At 71.3% G+C, this 21,528-nt stretch carries 22 protein-coding genes; 8 read left to right on the plus strand and 14 right to left on the minus strand.

Translation table 11 applies throughout. From position 1 onward, the window contains the following. Positions 1-382 precede the first annotated feature (382 nt). The 3 genes from C2L58_RS13470 to C2L58_RS13480 all read left to right on the plus strand — a co-directional run bounded on the left by C2L58_RS13470 (position 383) and on the right by C2L58_RS13480 (position 4,253). Entirely contained in the window at positions 383-2,017 is a 1,635-nt protein-coding gene (locus C2L58_RS13470) for an ABC transporter ATP-binding protein (protein ID WP_103337917.1), read from the plus strand. Continuing rightward, positions 2,014-3,759 (plus strand): ABC transporter ATP-binding protein, encoded by a 1,746-nt coding sequence (locus C2L58_RS13475; protein WP_103337918.1) that lies wholly within the window; start codon positions 2,014-2,016, stop codon positions 3,757-3,759. Before C2L58_RS13470 ends, C2L58_RS13475 begins: the two co-directional genes overlap by 4 nt. 65 nt (positions 3,760-3,824) lie before the next feature. Beyond that, complete coding sequence (locus tag C2L58_RS13480; protein ID WP_103338080.1) at positions 3,825-4,253, plus strand: pyridoxamine 5'-phosphate oxidase family protein; 429 nt, start codon at positions 3,825-3,827, stop codon at positions 4,251-4,253. A gap of 100 nt (positions 4,254-4,353) precedes the next feature. On the opposite strand, the gene purQ is transcribed toward C2L58_RS13480, so the two are convergent. Beyond that, positions 4,354-5,031, minus strand: a complete 678-nt coding sequence (purQ, locus tag C2L58_RS13485) for a phosphoribosylformylglycinamidine synthase subunit PurQ (protein ID WP_103337919.1) — start codon at positions 5,029-5,031, stop codon at positions 4,354-4,356. Continuing rightward, entirely contained in the window at positions 5,028-5,267 is a 240-nt protein-coding gene (gene purS, locus C2L58_RS13490) for a phosphoribosylformylglycinamidine synthase subunit PurS (RefSeq protein ID WP_003056885.1), read from the minus strand. Before purS ends, purQ begins: the two co-directional genes overlap by 4 nt. 155 nt (positions 5,268-5,422) lie before the next feature. Between purS and C2L58_RS13495 the strand changes: the two genes are divergently transcribed. Further along, positions 5,423-6,997 (plus strand): GMC family oxidoreductase, encoded by a 1,575-nt coding sequence (locus tag C2L58_RS13495; protein WP_103337920.1) that lies wholly within the window; start codon positions 5,423-5,425, stop codon positions 6,995-6,997. 240 nt (positions 6,998-7,237) lie between these two features. On the opposite strand, the gene C2L58_RS13500 is transcribed toward C2L58_RS13495, so the two are convergent. Further along, the gene (locus tag C2L58_RS13500; protein ID WP_103337921.1) at positions 7,238-8,734 is read right to left on the minus strand and encodes an aldehyde dehydrogenase family protein; all 1,497 of its coding nucleotides are present in this window, start codon (positions 8,732-8,734) and stop codon (positions 7,238-7,240) included. Positions 8,735-8,768: 34 nt separating this feature from the next. After that, a complete protein-coding gene (locus C2L58_RS13505) occupies positions 8,769-9,767 on the minus strand; it encodes an MFS transporter (RefSeq protein ID WP_103337922.1) in 999 nt (332 codons plus the stop codon). A gap of 61 nt (positions 9,768-9,828) precedes the next feature. On the opposite strand from C2L58_RS13505, the gene C2L58_RS13510 reads away from it, so the two are divergent. The 3 genes from C2L58_RS13510 to C2L58_RS13520 are packed head-to-tail and all read left to right on the plus strand — an operon-like array spanning position 9,829 to position 12,202. Further along, positions 9,829-10,761, plus strand: coding sequence for an ArsR/SmtB family transcription factor (locus C2L58_RS13510; protein ID WP_199191252.1), 933 nt, complete (start codon positions 9,829-9,831; stop codon positions 10,759-10,761). 3 nt (positions 10,762-10,764) lie between these two features. Then, the gene (locus C2L58_RS13515) at positions 10,765-11,532 is read left to right on the plus strand and encodes a tyrosine-protein phosphatase (protein ID WP_233225701.1); all 768 of its coding nucleotides are present in this window, start codon (positions 10,765-10,767) and stop codon (positions 11,530-11,532) included. A 34-nt stretch (positions 11,533-11,566) separates the two neighbouring features. Then, positions 11,567-12,202 (plus strand): MBL fold metallo-hydrolase, encoded by a 636-nt coding sequence (locus C2L58_RS13520; protein ID WP_103337924.1) that lies wholly within the window; start codon positions 11,567-11,569, stop codon positions 12,200-12,202. On the opposite strand, the gene C2L58_RS13525 is transcribed toward C2L58_RS13520, so the two are convergent. The 3 genes from C2L58_RS13525 to C2L58_RS13535 all read right to left on the minus strand — a co-directional run bounded on the left by C2L58_RS13525 (position 12,199) and on the right by C2L58_RS13535 (position 14,374). Next, a complete protein-coding gene (locus C2L58_RS13525) occupies positions 12,199-12,903 on the minus strand; it encodes a DUF2334 domain-containing protein (RefSeq protein ID WP_199191253.1) in 705 nt (234 codons plus the stop codon). The two genes, C2L58_RS13520 and C2L58_RS13525, sit on opposite strands and share 4 nt — an antisense overlap. A gap of 81 nt (positions 12,904-12,984) precedes the next feature. Further along, positions 12,985-13,449 carry an NADPH-dependent FMN reductase gene (locus C2L58_RS13530; RefSeq protein ID WP_103337925.1) on the minus strand — a complete coding sequence of 155 codons (465 nt, stop codon included), beginning with the start codon at positions 13,447-13,449 and terminating at the stop codon, positions 12,985-12,987. Next, positions 13,370-14,374 (minus strand): phosphoribosylaminoimidazolesuccinocarboxamide synthase, encoded by a 1,005-nt coding sequence (locus tag C2L58_RS13535; RefSeq protein WP_103337926.1) that lies wholly within the window; start codon positions 14,372-14,374, stop codon positions 13,370-13,372. The genes C2L58_RS13530 and C2L58_RS13535 overlap by 80 nt, the downstream gene beginning before the upstream one ends. 47 nt (positions 14,375-14,421) lie before the next feature. Here C2L58_RS13535 and C2L58_RS13540 point away from each other — a divergent pair, with 47 nt between their 5' ends. Then, positions 14,422-15,228 (plus strand): SAM hydrolase/SAM-dependent halogenase family protein, encoded by an 807-nt coding sequence (locus C2L58_RS13540; RefSeq protein WP_103337927.1) that lies wholly within the window; start codon positions 14,422-14,424, stop codon positions 15,226-15,228. Here C2L58_RS13540 and C2L58_RS13545 read toward each other — a convergent pair. The 7 genes from C2L58_RS13545 to purB form a co-directional block, all read right to left on the minus strand. Beyond that, positions 15,111-15,992 (minus strand): MOSC domain-containing protein, encoded by an 882-nt coding sequence (locus C2L58_RS13545; protein ID WP_199191254.1) that lies wholly within the window; start codon positions 15,990-15,992, stop codon positions 15,111-15,113. The genes C2L58_RS13540 and C2L58_RS13545 overlap by 118 nt on opposite strands. A gap of 42 nt (positions 15,993-16,034) precedes the next feature. Next, complete coding sequence (locus tag C2L58_RS13550) at positions 16,035-16,775, minus strand: amino acid ABC transporter ATP-binding protein (protein WP_103337928.1); 741 nt, start codon at positions 16,773-16,775, stop codon at positions 16,035-16,037. Next, entirely contained in the window at positions 16,772-17,536 is a 765-nt protein-coding gene (locus C2L58_RS13555) for an amino acid ABC transporter permease (protein WP_103337929.1), read from the minus strand. Before C2L58_RS13555 ends, C2L58_RS13550 begins: the two co-directional genes overlap by 4 nt. A 60-nt stretch (positions 17,537-17,596) precedes the next feature. Continuing rightward, positions 17,597-18,376 (minus strand): ABC transporter substrate-binding protein, encoded by a 780-nt coding sequence (locus C2L58_RS13560; protein WP_103337930.1) that lies wholly within the window; start codon positions 18,374-18,376, stop codon positions 17,597-17,599. A 7-nt stretch (positions 18,377-18,383) separates the two neighbouring features. Beyond that, positions 18,384-19,148, minus strand: a complete 765-nt coding sequence (locus C2L58_RS13565) for an ABC transporter substrate-binding protein (protein ID WP_103337931.1) — start codon at positions 19,146-19,148, stop codon at positions 18,384-18,386. A gap of 1 nt (position 19,149) precedes the next feature. Continuing rightward, a complete protein-coding gene (locus C2L58_RS13570) occupies positions 19,150-19,968 on the minus strand; it encodes a substrate-binding periplasmic protein (RefSeq protein WP_103338083.1) in 819 nt (272 codons plus the stop codon). Positions 19,969-20,083: 115 nt separating this feature from the next. After that, a complete protein-coding gene (gene purB, locus C2L58_RS13575; RefSeq protein ID WP_103337932.1) occupies positions 20,084-21,511 on the minus strand; it encodes an adenylosuccinate lyase in 1,428 nt (475 codons plus the stop codon). Positions 21,512-21,528: the final 17 nt, after the last annotated feature.

The following is a 21,528-nucleotide window of genomic DNA, read 5'->3' on the forward strand; positions in this document are numbered from 1 at the left end:
AACCCGGACACCCCGCCGGGGGTGTGACCGAGGCGACATCGGACGGGTCCGGGTGGGCGGTGCGCGTTGTGGACAACTCGGGGTGCGGCTCGGGTGCGCGGCCGGAATTGTCGGGGGGCGCGAGTAGCGTTGAAACCGGGGGTCCCCCAAGGGGTCGGGGGTGCTTCTGGGGATAACTCGGGCGTCGGCGCGACCTTGGGGACAACCCGGGGCGTGGCTCGGGCGGAGGCCCGGAAGTGTCAGTGTCCGGGAGTAACGTTGAAACCGGGGGTCCCCCGAGCGGCGAGGGTGCGCGGCTGCCCGGAAGGGCACCCGGCGGCGGCGGCCGGAGCGCGCGAAAATCGGTCGCCTTTCCCCGGGGTGCGGCTTACCGTCGGAAATCGTGCTTTCCGCCACGTATCCCTTTCCGCCGCTGCGGCTGCCCGTGCGGCCGACCGCGAGCCGCTTCCTGCTCGCCGTGTTCCGGGCCCGGCTCGGCACGGTGCTGGGCGCCGCCGCGATCGGTGTCGTCTGGGCGCTGCCGGGTGCGCTCATGCCGCTGGTGATCGGCCAGGGCATCAGCGCGATCGGCGCGCACGACGGTGCCGCCGTCGGGCGCTGGGCGCTGGTCGCGGCGGCGCTCGGGGTCGCGCAGACGCTGTCCGGGACCTGGATGCACTTCCTGAACTACGGCCTGTGGCTGCACGGCGCGGGCTCCACCCAGCGCGCCGTCTCGGCCCACACCACGCGCGTCGGCGCCGCCCTGCGGGAGCAGACGACCACCGGGAACCTCGTCGCGGTCAGCACGACGGACATCAACCACATCGGCAACACCGTCGAGATGACCGGGCGGACGTTCGGCTCGCTGCTGGCGTTCGTCGTGGTCGCGGTGTGGCTGATCTCGACGTCGCCGCTGCTCGGCGTGGTCGCGCTGGTCGGCGTGCCGCTCGCGGTGCTGGGCATCGGGCCGCTGCTCGCGCCGCTGCAGAAGCGCAAGTCCAAGCAGCGCGAGAAGCGCGGGGACGTCAACGCGCTCGGCGCGGACATCGTGTCCGGCCTGCGGATCCTGCGTGGCATCGGCGGCGAGCGGCGGTTCTTCGCCCGCTTCCGGGAAACGAGCCAGCGGGTGCGGCGGGCCGGCATCGAGGTCGGTCAGGCCGAGGCCTGGCTGGCCGCCGCGGAGATCGCGCTGCCCGGCCTGGTCACCGTGGTGATCACCTGGCTGGGCGCGCGGCTCGCCGTGGCCGGTGAGATCGGCCTCGGGCAGCTGGTGGCGTTCTACGGCGTTTCGGCGTTCCTGATCTGGCCGGTCACCGCGGCGACGGAGGCGGTCGGCTCGATCACGTCCGGCCTGGTCGCCGCGCGGAAGGTCGTCGCGCTGCTGGCGATCCGCCCGAAGCTGGCGGATCCGGAGACGCCGGTGCCGTTGCCCGAAGGGCCGTTGGAGCTGGTGGACACCGAATCCGGGATCCGCGTCCCGGCCGGCCGGCTGACGGTCGTCGACCTCGGCGCCGACGGCGAAGCGGTGGCCGACCGGCTGGCCCGGTTCGCGGATCCGGCCGAGGGCGAAGAGGTGCTGACCGGCGGCGTCCGGGCGGACCACGTCGCGCTCGCGGAGCTGCGGCGGCGGATCGTCTACGCGCACAACCAGGACATCTGGTTCTCGGGCGTGCTGCGCGAGCAGCTGGCGCCGGCGCGGCCGGGCGGGGTCAGCATCACCGAAGCGCTGTACGCGGCCGATGCCGACGACATCGTCGAGGCGCTGCCCAACGGCGTCGACGAGGTGATCGGCGAGCGCGGCCGCGAGGTGTCCGGCGGCCAGCGGCAACGGCTGAACCTGGCCCGCGCGCTGGCGACCGACGCCGACGTCCTGGTGCTCGACGAGCCGACGTCGGCGGTCGACGCGCACACGGAGGCCCGCATCACCGAACGCGTCACCGCGCTGCGGCACGGCAAGACGACGGTGGTGTTCAGCCAGAGTCCCTTGTGGACACATGTGGCAGACGAGGTATTCACGGCGAAGGTGGTGACGGTGTGAAGCGGCTCCCCACGGCGTCCCGGCGGGACGTCCGGCGCTGGGCGCTGAAGACGGCGGCGAGCCGCAGGCGCGAGTTCGGCCTGCTGCTGGGCTCGCTGGCCGTGGCCACGCTGATCGGGCTCGCCGGGCCGCAGCTGCTCGGCGCGCTGGTCGACGATGTCGCGGCCGGCACCACGACCGGGCACGTCGACGTGCTGGCGGCGGCGTTCATCGCGATCCTCGTGCTGCAGGCGCTGGCGCGGAAGGTCGCGCGGATGCGCGGCGCGGTGTTCGGCGAGCTGGTGCTGGCCGAGACGCGCGAGGAGTTCGTCGGGACGGCGCTGCAGCTGCCGCTCGGCACGGTCGAAGCGGCCGGGACGGGCGACCTGCTCAGCCGGGCCACCACCGACCTCGGCCGGATCGACCACGCCGCGCGGTTCGCGGCGCCGGAGATCCTGGTCGCGGCGGTGACCGTGGTGTTCACGGTCGTCGCGATGGTGCTGACGTCCCCCCTGCTGTCGCTGGGCCTGCTGGTCGCGCTGCCGCTGCTGGTCCCGGTGAACGTCTGGTACCAGCGGCGGATCCCGTCGGTGATGCAGTGGATGCTGGACCGGTGGGCGGACCTGACCACCAGCGTCCACGAGACGGCGGAGGGTGCGCGCACGGTGGAGGCGCTCGGGCTGACCGAGCGGCGAGTCGACGCCGCGCACCACGCGCTGGACCAGAGCATCTTCGGGGAACGCCGGATGCGGGCGCTGCAGCTGCGGTGGCTGCCCTCGCTGGAGATCAGCTACGTGCTGCCGCTGGCGGTGATGCTGCCGCTCGGGCTGCTCGCGTACACGCGCGGCTGGGCCGGGCTCGGCGAGATCACCACGATGCTGCTGTACATGCAGGCCATGGCGGCGCCGCTCAACGAGGCGCTGTTCTGGCTGGAGGACCTGCAGGTCGCGGCGGCCGCGGCCCGGCGGATCCTCGGCGTCCGGACGGTCGCGGCCGAGCACGTGGCGAAGGTGGACGAGGTGCCGCGCGGGCGTGACATCGACGTCCACGGCGTCCGGTTCAGTTACACCGCCGACCGCGAGGTGCTGCACGGAATCGACCTGCGGGTCCCGCGCGGCGAACGGCTCGCGATCGTCGGGCCGTCGGGCGCGGGCAAGTCGACGCTCGGCCGGCTGCTGGCCGGCATCGCGGCGCCGTCGTCGGGTTCGGTGCGGATCGGCGGCCAGGACGTCTCGGCGCTGGCCGACGACGTGCTGCGCGGCGAGGTGCTGCTGCTGACCCAGGAGCACCACGTGTTCTCCGGGACGCTGCGGCAGAACCTGGCCCTGCCGGCCCGCCGCGCGGGCGGCGACTGGACGGACGAGGAGCTGACGGCGGCCCTGGCCTCGGCGGGCGCGGCCGACTGGGTCGCGACGCTGCCGTCCGGGCTGGACACGAAGCTGGGACCGGGCGAGCACCCGGTGCCGCCGGCGATCGCGCAGCAGCTGGCGCTGGCCCGGGTGGTGCTGGCGGACCCGCACACGCTGGTGCTCGACGAAGCGACGTCGCTGCTGGACACGGGCTCGGCCCGCGACCTGGAGCGGTCGTTGAACAGCGTGCTGGCGGGCCGGACGGTGATCGCGATCGCCCACCGCCTGCACACGGCGGCGGCGGCCGACCGGGTGGCGGTGGTCGAAGGCGGCCGGATCACCGAGCTGGGCCCGCACGACCAGCTGCTTGCCGCGGGCGGCTCGTACGCCCGCCTGGTCGCGGCGGCCAGTTAGTCCGGAATGTCCGGAGTGATCGGCGTGTTGCTCCCCGGTGGATGACCATCTACCCGGGGAGTGACATGTCGTCGTTCGTGATGACCGCCGCGGAACGCGAAGAGTTCCTGAGCGGGGTGCACGTCGGGGTGCTCGCGGTGGAGCGCGCCGGCCGGGCCCCGCTGGCGGTACCGGTCTGGTACGACTACTCGCCCGGCGGCGAGCTGCTGATCTGGATGGAACGAGACACGGTCAAGGACCGCTCGATCCGCGCGGCCGGAAGGCTGAGTTTGGTGGCGCAGGACGAGAACCCGCCGTACAAGTACGTGACGGTCGAGGGCCCGGTGGTGGCGAACGACGAACCGCCGACGCGCGAGCAGGCCTTGCGGATCGCGAAGCGGTACTGGCCGTCGGACCAGGCCACGGCCTACGTCGACTCGGCGCTCGGAGAGCGATCGGTGCTGGTCCGGGTCCGGCCCGAGAAGTGGCTGTCGAACGACCAGAGCAAGAGCTGATCCGGTCCGAGCTGTGGACAACTCGCGTCCACGGCCCCGGAACTGCCCGAAACTGTCGGTGCCCCCCGGTAGAATGGTTACCGGGGGGCGCGGCCCGCACTCACGCCTTCACAAGCGCGTCCACCGCGCTGAAGAACATGCCGAGCCCGTCGTCCGACGGCCCGGTCAGCGCGTCGATCGCGTGCTCCGGGTGCGGCATCAGCCCGACGACCCGGCCGTTCTCGCTGCGGATCCCGGCGATGTCGTTGCGCGAGCCGTTCGGGTTCCCGCCGACGTACCGGAACACCACGCGACCCTCGCCCTCCAGCTCGTCCAAAGTGGACTGCTCGGCCATGTAGCAGCCGTCGATGTTCTTCATCGGGACGAGGATCTCGGCGCCGGTCTCGTACCGGGTGGTCCACGCCGTGTCGGTGTTTTCCACCCGCAGCCACTGGTCACGGCAGATGAAGTGCAGGCCCTGGTTGCGGATCATCGCGCCCGGCAGCAGGCCGGCCTCGCACAGGATCTGGAACCCGTTGCAGATGCCGAGCACCGGCATGCCGGCGCGGGCCGCCTCGATCACCGGCGTCATGACCGGCGCGAACCGGGCGATCACGCCCGCGCGCAGGTAGTCGCCGTAGGAGAAGCCGCCCGGGACGATCACGGCGTCGACCTCGTGCAGGTCTTCGTCGGCGTGCCACAGCGGCACGGCCTCGCCGCCGGCGTAGCGGACCGCGCGCGCCGCGTCGCCGTCGTCCAGGGTGCCCGGGAAGGTGATGACGCCGATGCGCGCGCTCACGCGTCGACCCGCTTGATGGTCCACTGCTCGATGACCGGGTTCGCGAGGAAGCCTTCGGCGATCTTCTCCAGCGTCGCGTCGTCGACCGTGTCGTCGACCTCGATCTCGAAGTGCTTGCCCTGGCGGATCTCGGTGATCCCGGTAAAGCCGAGGCGGCCGGCGGCGCCGAGCGCGGCCTGCCCCTGCGGGTCGAGGATTTCGGGCTTCGGCATGACGTCGACGACGACTCGGGCCACGGCAGGCTGCTCCTTATTCACGCAGGTCGTGGGTACCCCGCGAGCATAGTTCACCCGCTCGACCCCCTGGCGGGGCCCACCGGGAAACCTAGACTGGCCGAGGGCGCGGGGGTGCGCCATGATGAGTCGTTGACATCTCGCCAACAGGAGGCACCGTGGCCGTCCAGGAGTCCTACGACTACGTCATCGTCGGCGCCGGCAGCGCGGGGTGCGTCCTCGCCAATCGCCTCACCGAGGATCCTTCGGCCCAGGTCCTGCTGCTCGAAGCGGGCGCCGAGGACACCGCGGACGAAATCCACATCCCGGCCGCGTTCGCGTCGCTGTTCAAGACCAAGTGGGACTGGAACTACGAGACCGTCGAGCAGAAGCACACGGGCAAGACGTCGTACTGGCCGCGCGGGAAGATGCTCGGCGGCTGCTCGTCGATCAACGCGATGATCTACATCCGCGGCAACCGCGCCGACTACGACGGCTGGCGCGATTCGCACGGCGCCGTCGGCTGGGGCTGGGACGACGTCCTGCCGTACTTCAAGCGCGCCGAGGGCAACCAGCGGCTCGGCGGGCCGCTGCACGGGACCGACGGCCCGCTGCACGTCGAAGACCGCCGGTTCACCCACGAGCTGTCGCAGGCCTGGGTCGACTCGGCCGTCGCGTGGGGGCTCAAGCGCACCGACGACTTCAACGGCGAGAGCCAGGAAGGCGCCGGCGTCTACCAGGTGACGTGCAAGAAGGGGCGCCGGTGGTCCACCGCGGACGCCTACCTGCGCCCGGCGCTTTCGCGGCCGAACCTGACGGTGCAGACCCTCGCGCCCGCCACTCGCGTCGTGTTCGAGGGGACCCGCGCGGTGGGCGTGTCCTATTTGGACAACGGCGTGGAGCGCACGGTGCGTGCTTCGGCGGAGGTCATTCTCTCGGGTGGCGCCGTCAACTCACCTCAGCTGCTGATGGTCTCGGGTGTCGGCCCGGCCGAGCACCTGCGCGAGCACGGCATCGACGTCGTCGCGGCACTGCCCGGCGTCGGCGAGAACCTGCACGACCACCCGGCGTGCGGGATCATCTGGTCCACAAAGGACACAACCGACCTGGTCGACGCGGCCACTCCTCGTGGTCTGATCCGCTACCAGCTGACGAAGCGCGGGCCGCTGACGTCGAACATCGGCGAAGCGGGGGCGTTCTACCCGACCACGGACGGCCTGGGGGCGCCGGACATGCAGATCCACGTCGCGCCGACGTTGTTCTACGACAACGGATTGCGCGAACCGACGGTGCCCGGGTTCACCTCGGCGGCGACACTGGTGGACGTCGCGAGCCGCGGACGGCTCCGGCTGAAGTCGGCGAATCCGTTGTGGAAGCCGGAAATCGATCCGGCTTACTACGCGGAACCGCGGGACATGGAGACGATGATCGCCGGGTTGCGGTCGCTGATCGAAATCGGGCAGGTGGGACCGCTGCGGCGGTTCCTGGACAAGCCGTTCCTGCCGTTGCGGCACGACCTGAGTGATTCCGAGCTGGCCGAGCACATCCGGGAGAACACGCAGACGCTTTATCACCCGGTCGGGACTTGCTCGATCGGGTCGGTGGTTGACGCGGAGTTGCGGGTTCAGGGGGTGGACGGGTTGCGGGTCGTGGATGCGTCCGTGATGCCGGTGGTGCCGCGGGGGAATACCAATGCGCCGACGATCATGGTGGCGGAGAAGGCGGCGGATTTGATTCGGGGGCGGTCGGTTTAGCTGCGGGCGGTTGTTCCGGTGGTTTGCGGCGGCGGTGCCTTGGCGCGAGAGGCTTCGCGCCTGGCCGGCCGCGGCGGGCTTTCGCGCGAGGGCGGCCGTGCGTTCGGTTCGCGCAGAGCCGGTTCGCGCGGCGGCGAAGCGCGGCCCTCGGCCCCCCGGTATCCAGTTTACCGGCGCGCACCGACACTTCCGGTGCGTTCCGGGGTTGCGGACCCGAGTTGTCCACAACCCCGGAACAGCTCAGCGCTTGCCGTGGAGGATCGTCACCAGCTTGGCCACCAAGGCGTCCGTTGATTCCTTGCGGGTGAACGATGTCAGCGTCAGCGGGGCCGTGAACCGCTGGCGGGCGATCGCCTTGGTGCGGGCGAACTCGCGCAGCCCCTCCGGTCCGTGGATGCGGCCGAAACCCGAATCGCCCACGCCGCCGAAGGGCAAGGAGGCTATTCCGGCGAAGGACAACGGTGCGTTGATCGCCGTCATGCCCGTGCGCAGCTTCTCCGCCAGCTCCACTCCTCGGGACTTCGAGAACACCGTCGAGCCCAGGCCGTACTTCGTCCTGTTCGCCTTCTCGATCGCTTCGTCCATGTCGCGGACCTTCGCGATCGTCACCGTCGGGCCGAACGTCTCCTCCGTCACCGCCTCGGAATCCTCGGGGACGTCGATCAGGACCGTCGGCTGCGCGTAGCGGTCGCCCACCGCGTCCTCTCCTCCCAGCACCGCCTTGCCGCCGCGGGAGAGGGCGTCGTGGATGTGGCGCTTGATCACGCCCAGCTGGGACGGCATCGTCACCGGGCCGTACTGGGCCGCCTCGTCCGAACCCGCGCGGACGTCCTTCGACTTCTCGACCACCTTCGCCACGAACTCGTCGTGGACCTTCTCGTGGACGTACACCCGCTCGACGCCGATGCAGGTCTGGCCGGAGTTGGAGAATGCGCCCCACACCGTTGCGTCGGCCGCCGCCTCCAGATCGGCGTCCGCGTCGACCAGGACCGGGTCCTTGCCGCCCGCCTCGATCACCACCGGGGTGAGCCTCTCGGCGGCCGCGGCCATGATGCGCTTGCCCGTTGCCGTCGAGCCGGTGAACGCGATCTTGTCGACCCCCGCCGTCACCAGTGCCGCGCCCGTCTCGCCGAAGCCCGTGATCAGCTGCAGCACCGGCTGCTCCGGGACGATCTCGGCGAACGCGTCGACCAGCCACTTGCCCACGCCCGGCGTGTACTCACTCGGCTTGAACACCACGGCGTTGCCCGCCGCGAGCGCGTACGCGACCGAGCCGAGCGGGGTGAACACCGGGTAGTTCCACGGGCCGATCACACCGACCACGCCCAGCGGCTGGTACTCGACCGTCGCCGCCTGGTTCGACATCAGCAGGCCGGCCGAGCGCTTCTGCTTGCCGAGGATCTTCTTCGCGTGCTTGCCCGCCCACGCGATGTGCTCGATGGCCAGGACGCTCTCCAGCTGCGCGTCGGCGATCGGCTTGCCAGTCTCGTCGCGGACCACCTGGCACAGCTGCGGCAGCCGCCGGGTCAGCACGCCCTTCCAGCTCCTGAGCCGCTCGGCGCGCCCGGCGAAACCGAGGCCGGCCCACCACTCCGCCGCGACGCGCGCCCGTTCGACGGCCGCCTTGACGTCCTCCGCGGTGTGGATCGGGTAGGTTCCGACCACCTCGTCGGTCGCCGGGCTGAGCGAGTCGAAGGTCTCGCCGACCGTCGTCGGCTTCGGCTGGACGGCAGTCATCGGCGTCTCCCTGGAGGTCGCGGGTCAGCCCAGGTTACGACGTTACTGACATCGTGCCAATAGCTCGTGCGGGCTTCCGCACCAGCATTGCACCGGCGGTCGCCGCGGCAAAGACACCGAGCAGCGGCGGGAGCCACAACGGCAGCACGCCGACCGCCAGCGAGCCGAGCCCGAAGCCGGCCGCCTGCACCGTGAAGCTCAAGGAGAACCCCGCTGACCTGCGGTTCTTCGGCAACACTCGCTGGAGGTTGACCGACGTCGTGGCGACCAGCGGCCCGCCGAACGCGCCGATCACCGCCACCGACGCGATCAGGCCCGGCCAGCCGAGGTCCGCGCTGAGCACGAGCCCGCCGAGGACGAACCCGGCGAGGAACAGCCGCGGGTCACCGATCTTGCCCCGCCACGCGTAGCAGGCGCTGCCCGCGATGCTCGCTCCGGTCAGCACGGCGATCACCACCGGCGCCGCCGTCTCCGGCGCACCGAGGCACTGGACCAGCGGCAACGGCGCGACCTCGATCGTCGACGTCAGCAGCCCGATGGTGAAGGCGCAGCACAGCCACGGCAGGGCGGCGCCGGGTCGCGCGGGCGGGACGCCGGGCCCGGATTCCACCCGATCGCGGGCTGCCGCGCGACGCGGGACGAGCAAAGCGGCGGCAACGCAGGCGGCCGCCATCGCGGCGAGCGGCACGAGCGGACCGGCCAGGTCGAGCAGCGTGACCAGCACGAGCAGCGCGGCGCTCGGCGCGCCGTTCGCGGCGGCCAGCGTCAGCACCCCGTACCCGGCGGCGGTGAGCAGGAGCAGCGCGGGCAGGCCCCGCGAAGGGCCGACGCGGTCGAGCAGCCGGCCGACCGGCACCGCGCACACCATCTCGGCGGCGACGAAGACCGACATCAGCACGCCGCCCAGCCGGTAGGAGCCGGTCGTCGCGGTGGTGAGCAGGGTGAACGCGAGCGGCGCCATGGTCGACGGCAGCCGGGCGAACTGGACGCCCGCCGACCAGCGCCAGTACGCGCGATGGGTGAACAACGACATGCTCACACGCTTGCGGGCCACCCGCGTGCGGCACACTGATTCGGGTGAGAGCGAATCAGTCGTGATCGAGCTGGTCCTGACCGCGGCCGGGAGCCACCGCGTCCGGTTCGCCATCTCGCCGCTGGAGGAGGTGCTGGGCGCGGTCCAGACCCTGCTCGGCATCCGGCAGCACCCCGCGCCACCGCCGTGGCTCTCCGCCGTGCCCGACGTGCCGGAGCTGGCCGCGGTGCTGAGCGCGCGGCACTACCTCACCGAGTTCCTGAGCCCGCCGCCCGACGGGCCCGAGACGACCGCCGAAGCGCAGCTCGCGGTGGTCCGGGCGACGCCGCCCGCGCAGGTGGCGCTGGAGCTGGGCATGGTCGACGCGGACCTGTCCGGGCTGCCGGCCGACCCGGCGGCCGCGCGCGACCTGCTGGCCGATCAGCTCGAGACGGTGTGGGACGCGCTGCTGGCCCCGGAGTGGCCCCGCCTGCGCGAGCTGCTCGCGGCGGACATCGCCCACCGGACGCGGCAGCTGGGGTCGGGCGGGCTCGCGGCGATGCTGGCGGAACTCCACCCGCGCGTCCGGCTGTCGGGGACGTCGGTGCTGGTCGACGTCCGGTCCCGGGAGCGCTTGCCGATCGACGCGCGGGGGCTGCTGCTGATCCCGGCGGTGTTCGCGTGGCCCAACGTCGGGGTGGTGACGGTGCCGCCGTGGCAGATTTCGCTGCTGTACCCCGCCCGGGGCGTGGCTTCGCTGTGGACTTCCACCGCCGAGCCGCCGGAACCGCTGGCGGAGGTGCTCGGCCGGACGCGGGCCCTGCTGCTGACCACGCTCGACCGCCCGGCGGCGACGACCGAGCTGGCCCGGCGCCACGAGCTGGCACCGGCGACGGTTTCGGCCCACCTGACGGCGCTGCGCGGAGCGGGCTTGCTGGCGTCGGAACGCCGGGGGCACCGGGTGCTGTACCGGCGCACGGAACTCGGCGACGCGCTCCTCTCGGGCAAGCTGTGACAGATGGACAGAGCCGTGGCCTGGGAAGGCTTCTACAACACCAGGGACCTCGGTGGCCTGCTGGCGCACTCGGGCACGACCCGCCGCGGCGCGTTCTTCAGGGCGGCCGACCTCCGGTTCGTGACCGGCGCCGGGTGGGCCCAGGCGCGGGAGGCCGGCGTCCGGACCGTCATCGACCTGCGCAACCCCGACGAGATCCGGCCGACGGCGGGCGCTCCGACGGCGCTGGCAGGGTCCGCGCAGTTCGCCGCCGCGGCCGACCCGGTCACCCCGGCGGGCCTCGACCGCGTCGAGGTTCCCCTCGACGACATCGCCGACCTCGAGTTCTGGCGGTACGTCAACGGCGAGCGGCTGAACGGCAGCCCGCTCTACTACCGCGTCTTCCTCGAACGGAAGGCCGGGCGCTGCGCCGCCGTCATGACCGCGATCGCCCGGGCGGCCCCCGGCGGCGTCCTGTTCCACTGCGGTTCCGGGCGCGACCGGACCGGTCTCGTCGCGCACCTGCTCCTGGCGCTGGCCGGCGTCGGCCCCGACGCCATCGCCGCGGACTACGACCTGTCCACCGAAGCCGTGAGACCGCTGTACGCCGCGATGGGCACCGACGACCAGGGGCCGGTCATCGCGGCGATCCTCGCGGAGCGGGGCACCACGACCGCGGCGGCCGTCCGGGACACGCTCGACGGCTTCGACGTCGAGCGGTACCTCCTCGACGCCGGTGTTGCCGCCGGCGACCTCGCCGGCATCCGGCACCGGCTGACCCGGCGGGACTAGGCTGGGATCGACCACCCGTGAAGGAGAACCATCGATGCGTATCGTCCATTTCGGACACGCCTGCCTGTTGCTGGAGACCGGCTCCGAGCGGATCCTGATCGATCCCGGCGCCTTCTCCACCGGCTTCGAGGGTGAGCGGGAACTGTCCGCCGTGCTGGTCACGCACCAGCACTTCGACCACCTCGACGTCGAACGGCTGCCCCGGGTCCTCGAAGCCAACCCCGGTGCCCGGCTGATCGTCGATCCCGGGTCCGCTCCTGAGGTCGAGAAGCTCGGCCTGGAGTTCGCCGTCGCCAACGTCGGGGACGCCTTCGCCGTCGGGGACACCGCCATCAAGGCCGTCGGCGGGGAGCACGCCGTCATCCACTCGGACATCCCCGTCATCCCGAACATCGGGTACGTCTTCGACGACGGCGCTTTCTTCCACCCCGGCGACTCGTTCTTCGTGCCGGAGCAGAGGATCGACGTCCTGGGGCTGCCCACCGGCGCGCCGTGGCTGAAGGCCGGGGAAGCCGTCGACTACCTGCGGGCCGTCGCGCCGCGGGTGGCCGTGCCGATCCACGAAGCCGTGCTCGCCAACCCGGCCATGCACTACGGCCTCTTCGGGAACCTCGCCCCCGAAGGCACCGAGGTCAAGGTGCTCGACCGGGGCGAACCCGCGAAGATCTAGGCCGCCACCACGCGCAGCGAGCCGTAGGTCGCGCCGAACGCGCGGTTCTCCAGGGCGACGTCCACCGCGTCGAGCAGGGCCTGGCGGAGGCCGGGGCGGGTCAGGTCCGTGGCATCGACCCCCAGCCGGACCAACCCGCCCCGGCGGGCCGCGCGCGCCGCCGCCAGCACCAGCGCGAAGCAACGCACCGTCTCCGTGCGGTGCGACTGGCTCGTGAACTCACTCACCCGCGCGCGGCGCACCTCGCCGGTCACGAGGTCGCGCACCGCGCCGAGGTCCGCGCACAGCCGGAACCCGTGCTCGGCCAACGCCTGCAGCGTGCCCTGGGACGCGATCCAGCGCGGCGGCGCGAAGCCGTCCACCGACAGCCCCGCGTTGTCCAGCGCGGCCTTCGCGGCGATCAGGCGCAGGCGTGCCTCGTGCGCCGGCAGCGTCGCGAACTCCGCCCGCTTGCCCAGGTAGACCGTGCGGTGCGTGGGCGTGACGGTGTGGTCGTAGCCGTGCAGCAGCACGGAATCACCGCCGCGGGCGCGGGTGCGCACCCACTCCGTCACCGGGCCTTCGCCGGTGCGGGCGGCGTACAGCATCGAGAGCGGCACCTTGCGGCGGTCGAGCTCGGCCGCGAGGTCGGCGCACCGGTGCAGCGTGCGCGGGGTGATTCCCGACAGCGAAACCAGCAAGCGAGCTTCCACGACCACCATTGGGACGCACGCGTCTGACACCCTCGTGAACTGCGCAGAACGGGCGGGCGACCGTTGCCGGAAAGCCCGGCACCAGCCGGCTCAGACGCCCTCACGCAGGCGCTTCACGGCCACCGCGATCCGGCCGCGCAGGTCGGGGTCGGCGACCTGACCGTCGGCGACGTCCGCCCGTGACACCGGGATCCGCGCGCACGCCTCTTCGACGATCTTCGCGCCCGCGTACGTCAGGACCTTCCGCAGCGAGTCGTGCGCGTCCCGGCCGCCGGTCGGGGCCGCGATCGAGGACGCGTTGATCCACGCCACCGGCTTGCCGTACATCTCGCCGCCGCCGACCGTCCAGTCGAGGAGGTTCTTGAACGAGCCCGGCAGCCCGCCCGCGTACTCCGGCGTGCAGATCAGGACGGCGTCGGCGTCCTTCAGCGCGGCCCGCAGCGAAGCGACCTCGGGGTGCAGCGGGTCGCGGTCGTCATCGGGGTTGAAGTGCGGCAGATCGGCAAGGCCGGTGTACGTCCGGCTCGCGGTGAGGGTCGCGACGGTCCCCAGCACCGCCGCATTGCCCGAGCCGGCTCGCAGGCTGCCGCAGATCAGCAGGATCACGGGGCCAGTCTGCCAGCGAAAGCCCGGTGATGCGCTGGTACGCCTCGATGTACCGGTCGCGCGTCGCCGTCACCACTTCGGGCGGCAACGGCGGCAGCGGGGAGACGCAGTCCCAGCCGGACGCCGGGTCGACCAGCCAGTCGCGCACGTGCTGCTTGTCGAACGACGGCTGCGGGACGCCGGGCTGATGACCGTCGGCGAGCCAGTAGCGGGCCGAATCCGGCGTCAGCAGCTCGTCCGCGAGCACGAGCCGGCCGTCGGCGCCGATGCCGAATTCGAATTTCGTGTCGGCCAGCAGCAGGCCCTGCTCCGCCGCGCGCGCGGCGGCCCGGCGGTACAGCTCCAGAGAGGCCTCCCGGACCTCCTCGGCGAGCGCGCGGCCCAGCACCGAGACGCACCTACCGAAGTCGATGTTTTCGTCCTTGCAGCCGCGGGGCGCCTTGGTGGACGGCGTGAAGATCGGCTCGGGCAGCCGCGCCGACTCGGCCAGGCGGGGCGGCAGCGCCAGCCCGCACACCTCCCCGGACCGGCGGTAGTCCGCGTATCCGCGGCCGGTCAGGTAGCCGCGGACGACCGCCTCCACCGGCAGCATGTCGAGCCGCTCGACCAGCAGCGCGCGGCCGCGGACGGCCTCCGGGATCAGCGGCCCCTCGCAGGTCACGAGGTGGTTCGGGAGGACGTCGGCGAGTTCGCGGAACCAGAACACGCTCATCGCGGTGAGCACGCGGCCCTTGCCGGGGACCGAGGTGGGGAAGACGCGTTCGAAGGCGGAGATGCGGTCGGAGGCGACGACCAGCAGGTGCTCGTCGCCGACCGCGTAGAGGTCGCGGACCTTGCCGGTGGCGAGCCGTTCGAGGGTGGGGAGGGGTGTCACGCGCTGAACCCTAACGCGCACCCTCCGCCACCATGGATGATGCTGGCATGGCGTACGACTGGATCTCGGTGACGACCGACTACGGCCGGCGCGACGGCTTCGTGGCGGCCTGCCACGGCGTGATCGCGCGGCTGGCGCCCGCGGTGCGGGTGATCGACGTGACCCACGAAGTGCCGCCCCAGGACATCCGGCACGGGGCGATGGCGCTGGCCCAGACGGTCCCCTACCTGCCGGAATCGGTGCACGTGGCGGTCGTCGACCCCGGTGTCGGGACGGCCCGGCTCGGCGTGGTCGTCGTCGCGGAGGACGGGCTGCTGGTCGGGCCGGACAACGGCCTGCTGCTGCCCGCCGCGCAGGCGCTGGGCGGGGTCCGGGCGGCGTACGAGCTCACGGAGCCGTCGCTGCGGCTGGCGACGACGTCGGCGACCTTCCACGGGCGGGACGTCTTCGCGCCCGCGGCCGCGCACCTCGCTCTCGGAGTGGCACCGGCCGACTTCGGCGACCCGGTGGACGGCCTGGTCGCGATGCCCGAGCCGTTCGTCGCCGCGTTCCCCGGAAAGCTCGTGTCGGAGGTGCTGACGGTCGACCACTTCGGCAACGTCCAGCTGGCCGCGACCCCGGCCGACCTCGAGCTCTCGGGCCTGTCGGGCGCGGTTTCCGTGCACAGCGAGCGCGTGGCGGTGACCACGGTGCTCGGGCGGACCTTCGCGGACGTGCCCGCCGGCGCTTCGGTGCTCTACACGGACTCGGCGGGCCGGCTCGCCGTCGCCGTGAACGGTGGCTCCGCGGCGGCCGTGCTCGGGCTCGGGCCGGCCCAGGAGTGCACGATCACCTCGTCGCCGACGGCGACCTGACCCGGCCGCAGCACCGCGGCCTTCATCCCGAAGACGACGCCCCCGCTCGGGCCGCGCCGGTAGGTCGCGAGCGTGCGGATCGGCTCGGGGCCGGCCTTCGCGCCGGTCTCCTGGTCGACCATCGGGACCGTGCAGCGGACACACTTCTCGGCGTACCCGAACTTCGCGGTGCCGGCGGTCAGCTCGCGTGCTTCGTCTTCACGGTGGGGTTCGGCCCAGCCGGCGATGACGACGTTGGGGCGGAAGCGGTCCATCGGGACGGGTTCGCCCTGCCCGGCGGCGATCCGCTCGTTCAGGCTGTCCAAAGAGGACTCAGAGGCGACGAGCAGCGCGTGCCCGTCGGCGAACGCGGCCGTGCCGGGGGTGTCGCCGCCGGTGACGCGATCGTGCCCGGGCGCGACGCCGATCAGCTCGGCCGGCCGGCCGAGCAGGTCCGAGAACCACTCGTCGGCCCGCGGATCCTGCCGGACGCCTTCGCCGTCCCAGGCCGACATCGACACCGGGCGCCGCGGGCCGTCACGCCGGATGGCGAAGACGACGTCTTCCCGCCCGGGGGCGGACAGCGCGAGCCGGTCGCCGAGCACCCGCGGCCGGACGGTCGCCATGACCGGGTGCGGCCGCTGCGTGAGGACGTCGCTGTCCGGGGTGATGACCTGGAAGACGCGGTCGTGCGCCAGCCCGGCGGGGGTCACCTCGGCGGACGGCACGTCGATGCCGGCGCAGGCCTTGACCGGGTAGTACGTCAGCCGAGCGATTCTCGCCATCTTCGCAGGCTACCCGGGCAACGGCCGCCGAAGCCTCTTCTTTCAGAGCACCTGGGAGAGGAACCGCTGCAAGCGCGGGCTCTGCGGTTCGTCGAAGATCTCCGCCGGTGGGCCCTGCTCGACGATGCGGCCCGCGTCCATGAACGCCACCTCGTCGGCCACGCTCCGGGCGAACCCCATCTCGTGCGTCACCACGATCAGGGTCAGCCCGCGCGAAGCCAGGCCCGCCATCAGGTTCAGCACGCCCTTGACCAGCTCCGGGTCCAGCGCGCTCGTGGCCTCGTCGAAGAGCATCACCTCGGGGTCCATCGCCAGCGCCCGCGCGATCGCCACTCGCTGCTGCTGGCCGCCGGACAACGCGCTCGGCCGGTACGGCGCCTTGTCCGCCAGGCCGACGTCCGCCAAGCGGGCGCGGGCGATCGCCGACGCCTCCTCCTTGCTCAGCTTCTTCACGCTGCGCAGCGGCAGCACGATGTTGTCCAGCACGCTCCGGTGGCCGAAGAGGTTGAAGTGCTGGAACACCATGCCGACGCGCTGGCGCAGGGCGTCCGGGTCGGCCTTGATCACCGATTCGCCGTCGAGCAGCAGGTCGCCGGAATCGGGCTCCTGCAGACGGTTCACGCAGCGCAGGAGCGTCGACTTGCCGGAGCCGGACGGGCCGATGACGCACGTCGTCTTCCCGCTCTCGACCTTCAGGTCGACCCCGCGCAGGACTTCGAGCGTGCCGAAGCTGACGTGGATGTCGCGCAGCTCCACACTGGACGAACGCACCGCCGTGGTCACGAGGGCACCTTCCCGCTGGCGACCAGGTCCAGCTCGTCTCCGTCGCCCGGCTCGTCGACGCGTACCTTGCGGCCGGTCCGGAGCTTCTTGTCGATGTAGTTGACCAGGTGCGTCAGCGGCACGGTGATCACCAGGAAGAACACGCCGGCGGCGACCAGCGGCGACAGGTTGCCCGTGTTCGCCGCGAGGTCCTGGCCGATCCGGAACAGCTCGCGCTGCCCGGACAGCAGCCCGAGCACGTAGACGAGGCTGGAGTCCTTGACCAGCGCGATGAACTGGTTCACCAGCGCCGGCAGCACCCGCCGGACGCCCTGCGGGATGATCACCAGCAGCATCGACTTGGTGTAGCTCATCCCGAGTGCGCGGCTGGCCTCCATCTGCCCCTTGTCGACGCTCTGGATGCCCGACCGGAAGATCTCGCCGATGTAGGCCGCGGCGATCAGGGACAGCGCCAGGATGCCCATCGGGTACGGGTTCGTGCCGACGACGTCCCGGGCGAGTGTGCCGAGGCCCTGGCCGATCAGCAGGATCGTCAGGATGGCGGGCAGCCCGCGGAAGATGTCGGTGTAGATCCGCGCGGGCCAGCGCAGCCACCACTTGGTGGACAGGCCCATCACCGCCAGCACCATGCCGAGCACGGTGCCGATCAGCGCCGAGGACACCGACAGGACCAGCGTGTTGAGCAGCCCGGTCTTCAGCAGGTCGGGCAGGACTTGGGAGATGTAATCCCAGTTCAGGAACGTGTTGACGAAATCTCCCACCCGTCACCCACCCCCACCCTCAACGGAAGCGCTTCGCGCTACTGGCTTGTTCACAGTGGACTACTGCCCCGCCTTGAACTCGGCGGGCACCGGCGCGGTGGGTTCGAACTGGTCGTGCACCTTGACCCACGTGCCGTCCGCGATGACCTTCTTCAGGCCGTCGTTGATCTTGTTGATCAGGTCCGTGTTGCCCTTCTTGAAGGCGAACCCGTGCGGGATGGTCGTGGTGATCGCCTTGGTCACCTTGAGCTTCGCGTCGGCGTTGTTCTTCGCGTAGTCCTCGGCGGTGGCCTGGTCGAACACCGCGCCGTCGATCGCGCCGGTCTTGAGGGCGTTGAGGGCGGCGGCGTCGTTGGGGAACCGGACGGCCTGCGCGGTCGGCGCGTTCGAGCCGAGCCAGGTGTCCGAGACCGTGCCCTGGACGACGCCGATCCGCTTGCCCGCCAACGAGTTCTCGTCGGTGATGCCGGCCGTCTCCTTGGCCTCGATGCCGAGGGCCTGGTAGTTGTACGGCGCCGAGAAGTCGACGGTCTTCTTGCGGGCGTCGGTCTGGGAGATCGCCGAGCTGCCGATGTCGAACGTGCCGTTCGCGACCTGACCCAGCAGGGCCGAAAACTCGGTCGCGGCGAACTCCAGCTTCAGGCCTTCCTTGGCCGCGATGGCCTTCAGCAGCTCGTTGTCGAAGCCGGTGTAGTTGCCGTTCTCCTGGTAGGCGTTCGGCTTCGAGTCGCTCAGCGTGCCGACGCGCAGGGTCTTGTCGCCGCCGCTGTCCGAGCCGCCGCACGCCGTGAGCGCGGCCAGCAAGGTCGCGGTGAGCGCCGTGACCAGTGTCTTCTTCATGCTTCTCCTAACCCTGGAACCCGGCCGGCACCGGAGCGGTCGGCAGGAACTGCTGGTGCAGCTTAAGCCAGGTCCCGTCGGAGATCACCTGCTTGAGCCCGGCGTCGATCTTGCCCAGCAGTTCGGCGTTGCCCTTCTTCACCGCGAAACCGTGCGGCACGTCCGTGACGAAGCTCTTCACGACGACCAGCTTGGCGTCCGGGTTGTCGGTGACGTTCTTCTCGGCGATGGACTGGTCCAGGATGTACGCGTCGACCGCGCCGCTCTTCAAGGCGGTCAGCGCGGCGGCGTAGTCGGGGAAGCGCACGGCCTGGGCGGCCGGCACCGTGCTGGTCAGCCAGTGGTCGCCGACGGTCGCCTGGATGACGCCGACGCGCTTGCCGGCCAGCCCCTTTTCGTCGGTGACCGGGGTGCCCTGCTTGGCCTGGATGCTCATCGTTTCGAAGTCGTAGGCCGCGGAGAAGTCGACCGTCTTCTTGCGCTCGTCGGTCTGCGCGATCGCCGAGCTGGCGATGTCGTAGCGGCCCGACGCGACCTGCCCGAGCAGCGCCGAGAAGTCGGTCGCGGCGAACTCCAGCTTCAGGTTCTGCTTGGCCGCGATGGCCTTGAGCAGCTCGTTGTCGAAGCCGGTGTAGTTGCCGTTCTCGAGGTAGATGTTCGGGGGCGCGTCGCTCAGCGTGCCCACGCGCAGCGTCGAGGAAGCGTTGTCCGAGCCGCCGCAGGCGGTCAGCGTGAGCGCGGCGGCCAGCACGGTGACGATCAGCTTCTTCATGTCACGCCCCCAGGTTCTTCACGGTCAGGCCGGGGCCGCCCGGCTGCAGTTCCTTCGACAGCGGCGTGTTCTTGTAGAACTGCCCGTAGATGCGGGCAACCGTGCCGTCCGCGACGGCCTTGGCGAGGCCGTCGTTCAGCTTGTTCAGCAGGTCGGTGTTCTTCTTGGCCACCGCGAACGCCGACGGCGTGTCCTTGTCCTCGACCGTGTACCCGAGCTCGAGCGGGACGCTCGGGTTCTGGTCCAGGTACTTCTGCCCGATGTCCTGCGGGACGACCCAGCCGTCGAAGGTGCCGTTCTTCAGCTGCGCGAAGCCCGCGTTGTAGTCCGGGAAGCGGACGACCTGGGCGCCGGCGACCTTGCCCGCGAACTCGTCCTGCACCGAACCCTGGACCACGCCGAGGCGCTTGCCGCCGAGCGAAGCCGCGTCCTTGAGGTTCGCGCCCTTCGCCGTGACGACCGTGGTGAAGCCGGTGTTGTAGCCGTTGGAGAAGGCGACCGTCTTCTTGCGCGCCTCGGTGCTGGAGATCGTCGAGCTGCCGATGTCGAACTTGCCGCCCGCGACGCCGGCGAGCAGGCTCGAGAACTCGGTGCCGACGAACTCGACCTCGAAGCCCTCACGCTTGGCGATGTCGCGCAGCAGCTCGTTGTCGTAGCCGGTGAACCGGCCGTTCTCCAGGTAGATCGACGGCGGGGCGTCGCTCAGGGTCCCGACGCGCAGGGTGGTCGACCCCGCGTCGGAGCCACCGCAGGCGGCGAGGGTCAACGTCAGCGCGCCCGCGGTCAGGGCGGCGGCGATCTTGGACAGCGTGGATCTCATCGCTTCTTCCATGGTGAGGACTGGCGCCGGACAGCGCTCCGTGGGTCAGCGATCGAGATTAGGGATTTCGCCCGTTCGAGTGGATTCGTTCCAGTCCGTGGACTCGTGCGTCAGCTCACAGGATGGGCTGCGGCACGTAGCCCGTGGCCTCGGGGAACCGCTCGAGGACGCGGGTGACGCGCTCGGCCACCTGCGCGACCTGCCGTCCCGCCGTGCCGGTGAACGAAATCCGGTCGGCGAGGAGTTTGTCCAGCTCACCGCGATCGAGCGGGATGCGGTCGTCGGCCGCGAACCGGTCGAGCAGGTCGTTCTCGGCGCGACCCTCGCGCATCTCGAGCGCGACGGCGACCGAGTGCTCCTTGATCGCTTCGTGGGCCGTCTCACGCCCGACACCGGCGCGGACCGACGCCATGAGCACCTTCGTCGTGGTCAAGAACGGCAGGTAGCGATCAAGCTCACGCTCGATCACCGCCGGGAAGGCACCGAACTCGGCGAGCACCGTGAGGAACGTCTCCAGCAGGCCGTCGAGGGCGAAGAACGCGTCCGGCAGCGCGACCCGGCGGACGACCGAGTCGGAGACGTCACCCTCGTTCCACTGGTCGCCGGCCAGCTCGCCGATCATCGACAGGTAGCCGCGCAGCACCACGGCCAAGCCGTTCACGCGCTCGCACGAGCGGGTGTTCATCTTGTGCGGCATGGCGGACGAGCCGACCTGGCCGGGCTTGAAGCCCTCGGTGACCAGCTCGTGGCCGGCCATCAGCCGGATCGTCTTGGCCAGGCTGGACGGCGCCGCGGCGAGCTGGACCACAGTGGACAGCACGTCGAAGTCGAGCGAGCGCGGGTACACCTGGCCGACGCTGACGAACCGCCGGTTGAACCCGAGGTGCTGCATCACGCGGTCCTCGAGCTGGTCCAAAGTGGACTCTTCGCCGAGCAGGTCGAGCATGTCCTGCGCGGTGCCGACCGGGCCCTTGATGCCGCGCAGCGGGTAGCGCTCGATGAGGTTGTCGAGCCGCTCGAAGGCGACCAGCAGCTCGTCGGCCGCCGTGGCGAACCGCTTGCCGAGGGTGGTGGCCTGCGCGGCGACGTTGTGCGAGCGCCCGGCCATGACGGTGTCGGCGTGCTCGACGGCGAGCGCCGCCAGCCGCGCCAGCACGGCGGCGACGCGGGTGCGCACGAGCTCGAGGGAGCGGAGCAGCTGCAGCTGCTCGACGTTCTCGGTGAGGTCGCGCGAGGTCATGCCCTTGTGGATGTGCTCCTGGCGGGCGAGGTCGCTGAACTCCTCGATCCGCGCCTTGACGTCGTGGCGGGTGACGCGCTCGCGGGCCGCGATCGACTCGAGGTCGACGTTCTCCAGCACGCGCTCGTAGGCCTCGACGACCCCGTCCGGCACCTCGACGCCGAGGTCCTGCTGTGCCTTGAGGACGGCGAGCCAGAGCTGCCGTTCGAGGACGACCTTCTGCTCCGGGGACCAGAGCGAGACCAGGTCCGCCGAGGCGTAGCGGGCGGCGAGTACGTTCGGAATGCGGGGCTTGTCCGTCACGCCTTCACCCTACCTGC

Origin of the sequence: Amycolatopsis sp. CA-126428, assembly GCF_002904335.1 — a bacterium.
Lineage (GTDB): Bacteria > Actinomycetota > Actinomycetes > Mycobacteriales > Pseudonocardiaceae > Amycolatopsis.

Excerpts from the sequence above, each read along its gene's own strand:
- C2L58_RS13560 (WP_103337930.1), bottom strand. The coding sequence starts at position 18,376 with ATGAAGAAGACACTGGTCACGGCGCTCACCGCGACCTTGCTGGCCGCG.
- C2L58_RS13515 (WP_233225701.1), top strand. The coding sequence starts at position 10,765 with ATGGACAGAGCCGTGGCCTGGGAAGGCTTCTACAACACCAGGGACCTC.
- C2L58_RS13480 (WP_103338080.1), top strand. The coding sequence starts at position 3,825 with ATGTCGTCGTTCGTGATGACCGCCGCGGAACGCGAAGAGTTCCTGAGC.
- C2L58_RS13525 (WP_199191253.1), bottom strand. The coding sequence starts at position 12,903 with ATGGTGGTCGTGGAAGCTCGCTTGCTGGTTTCGCTGTCGGGAATCACC.
- C2L58_RS13505 (WP_103337922.1), bottom strand. The coding sequence starts at position 9,767 with ATGTCGTTGTTCACCCATCGCGCGTACTGGCGCTGGTCGGCGGGCGTC.
- C2L58_RS13520 (WP_103337924.1), top strand. The coding sequence starts at position 11,567 with ATGCGTATCGTCCATTTCGGACACGCCTGCCTGTTGCTGGAGACCGGC.
- C2L58_RS13565 (WP_103337931.1), bottom strand. The coding sequence starts at position 19,148 with ATGAAGAAGCTGATCGTCACCGTGCTGGCCGCCGCGCTCACGCTGACC.
- C2L58_RS13500 (WP_103337921.1), bottom strand. The coding sequence starts at position 8,734 with ATGACTGCCGTCCAGCCGAAGCCGACGACGGTCGGCGAGACCTTCGAC.
- C2L58_RS13545 (WP_199191254.1), bottom strand. The coding sequence starts at position 15,992 with ATGGCGAGAATCGCTCGGCTGACGTACTACCCGGTCAAGGCCTGCGCC.
- C2L58_RS13570 (WP_103338083.1), bottom strand. The coding sequence starts at position 19,968 with ATGAGATCCACGCTGTCCAAGATCGCCGCCGCCCTGACCGCGGGCGCG.
- C2L58_RS13540 (WP_103337927.1), top strand. The coding sequence starts at position 14,422 with ATGGCGTACGACTGGATCTCGGTGACGACCGACTACGGCCGGCGCGAC.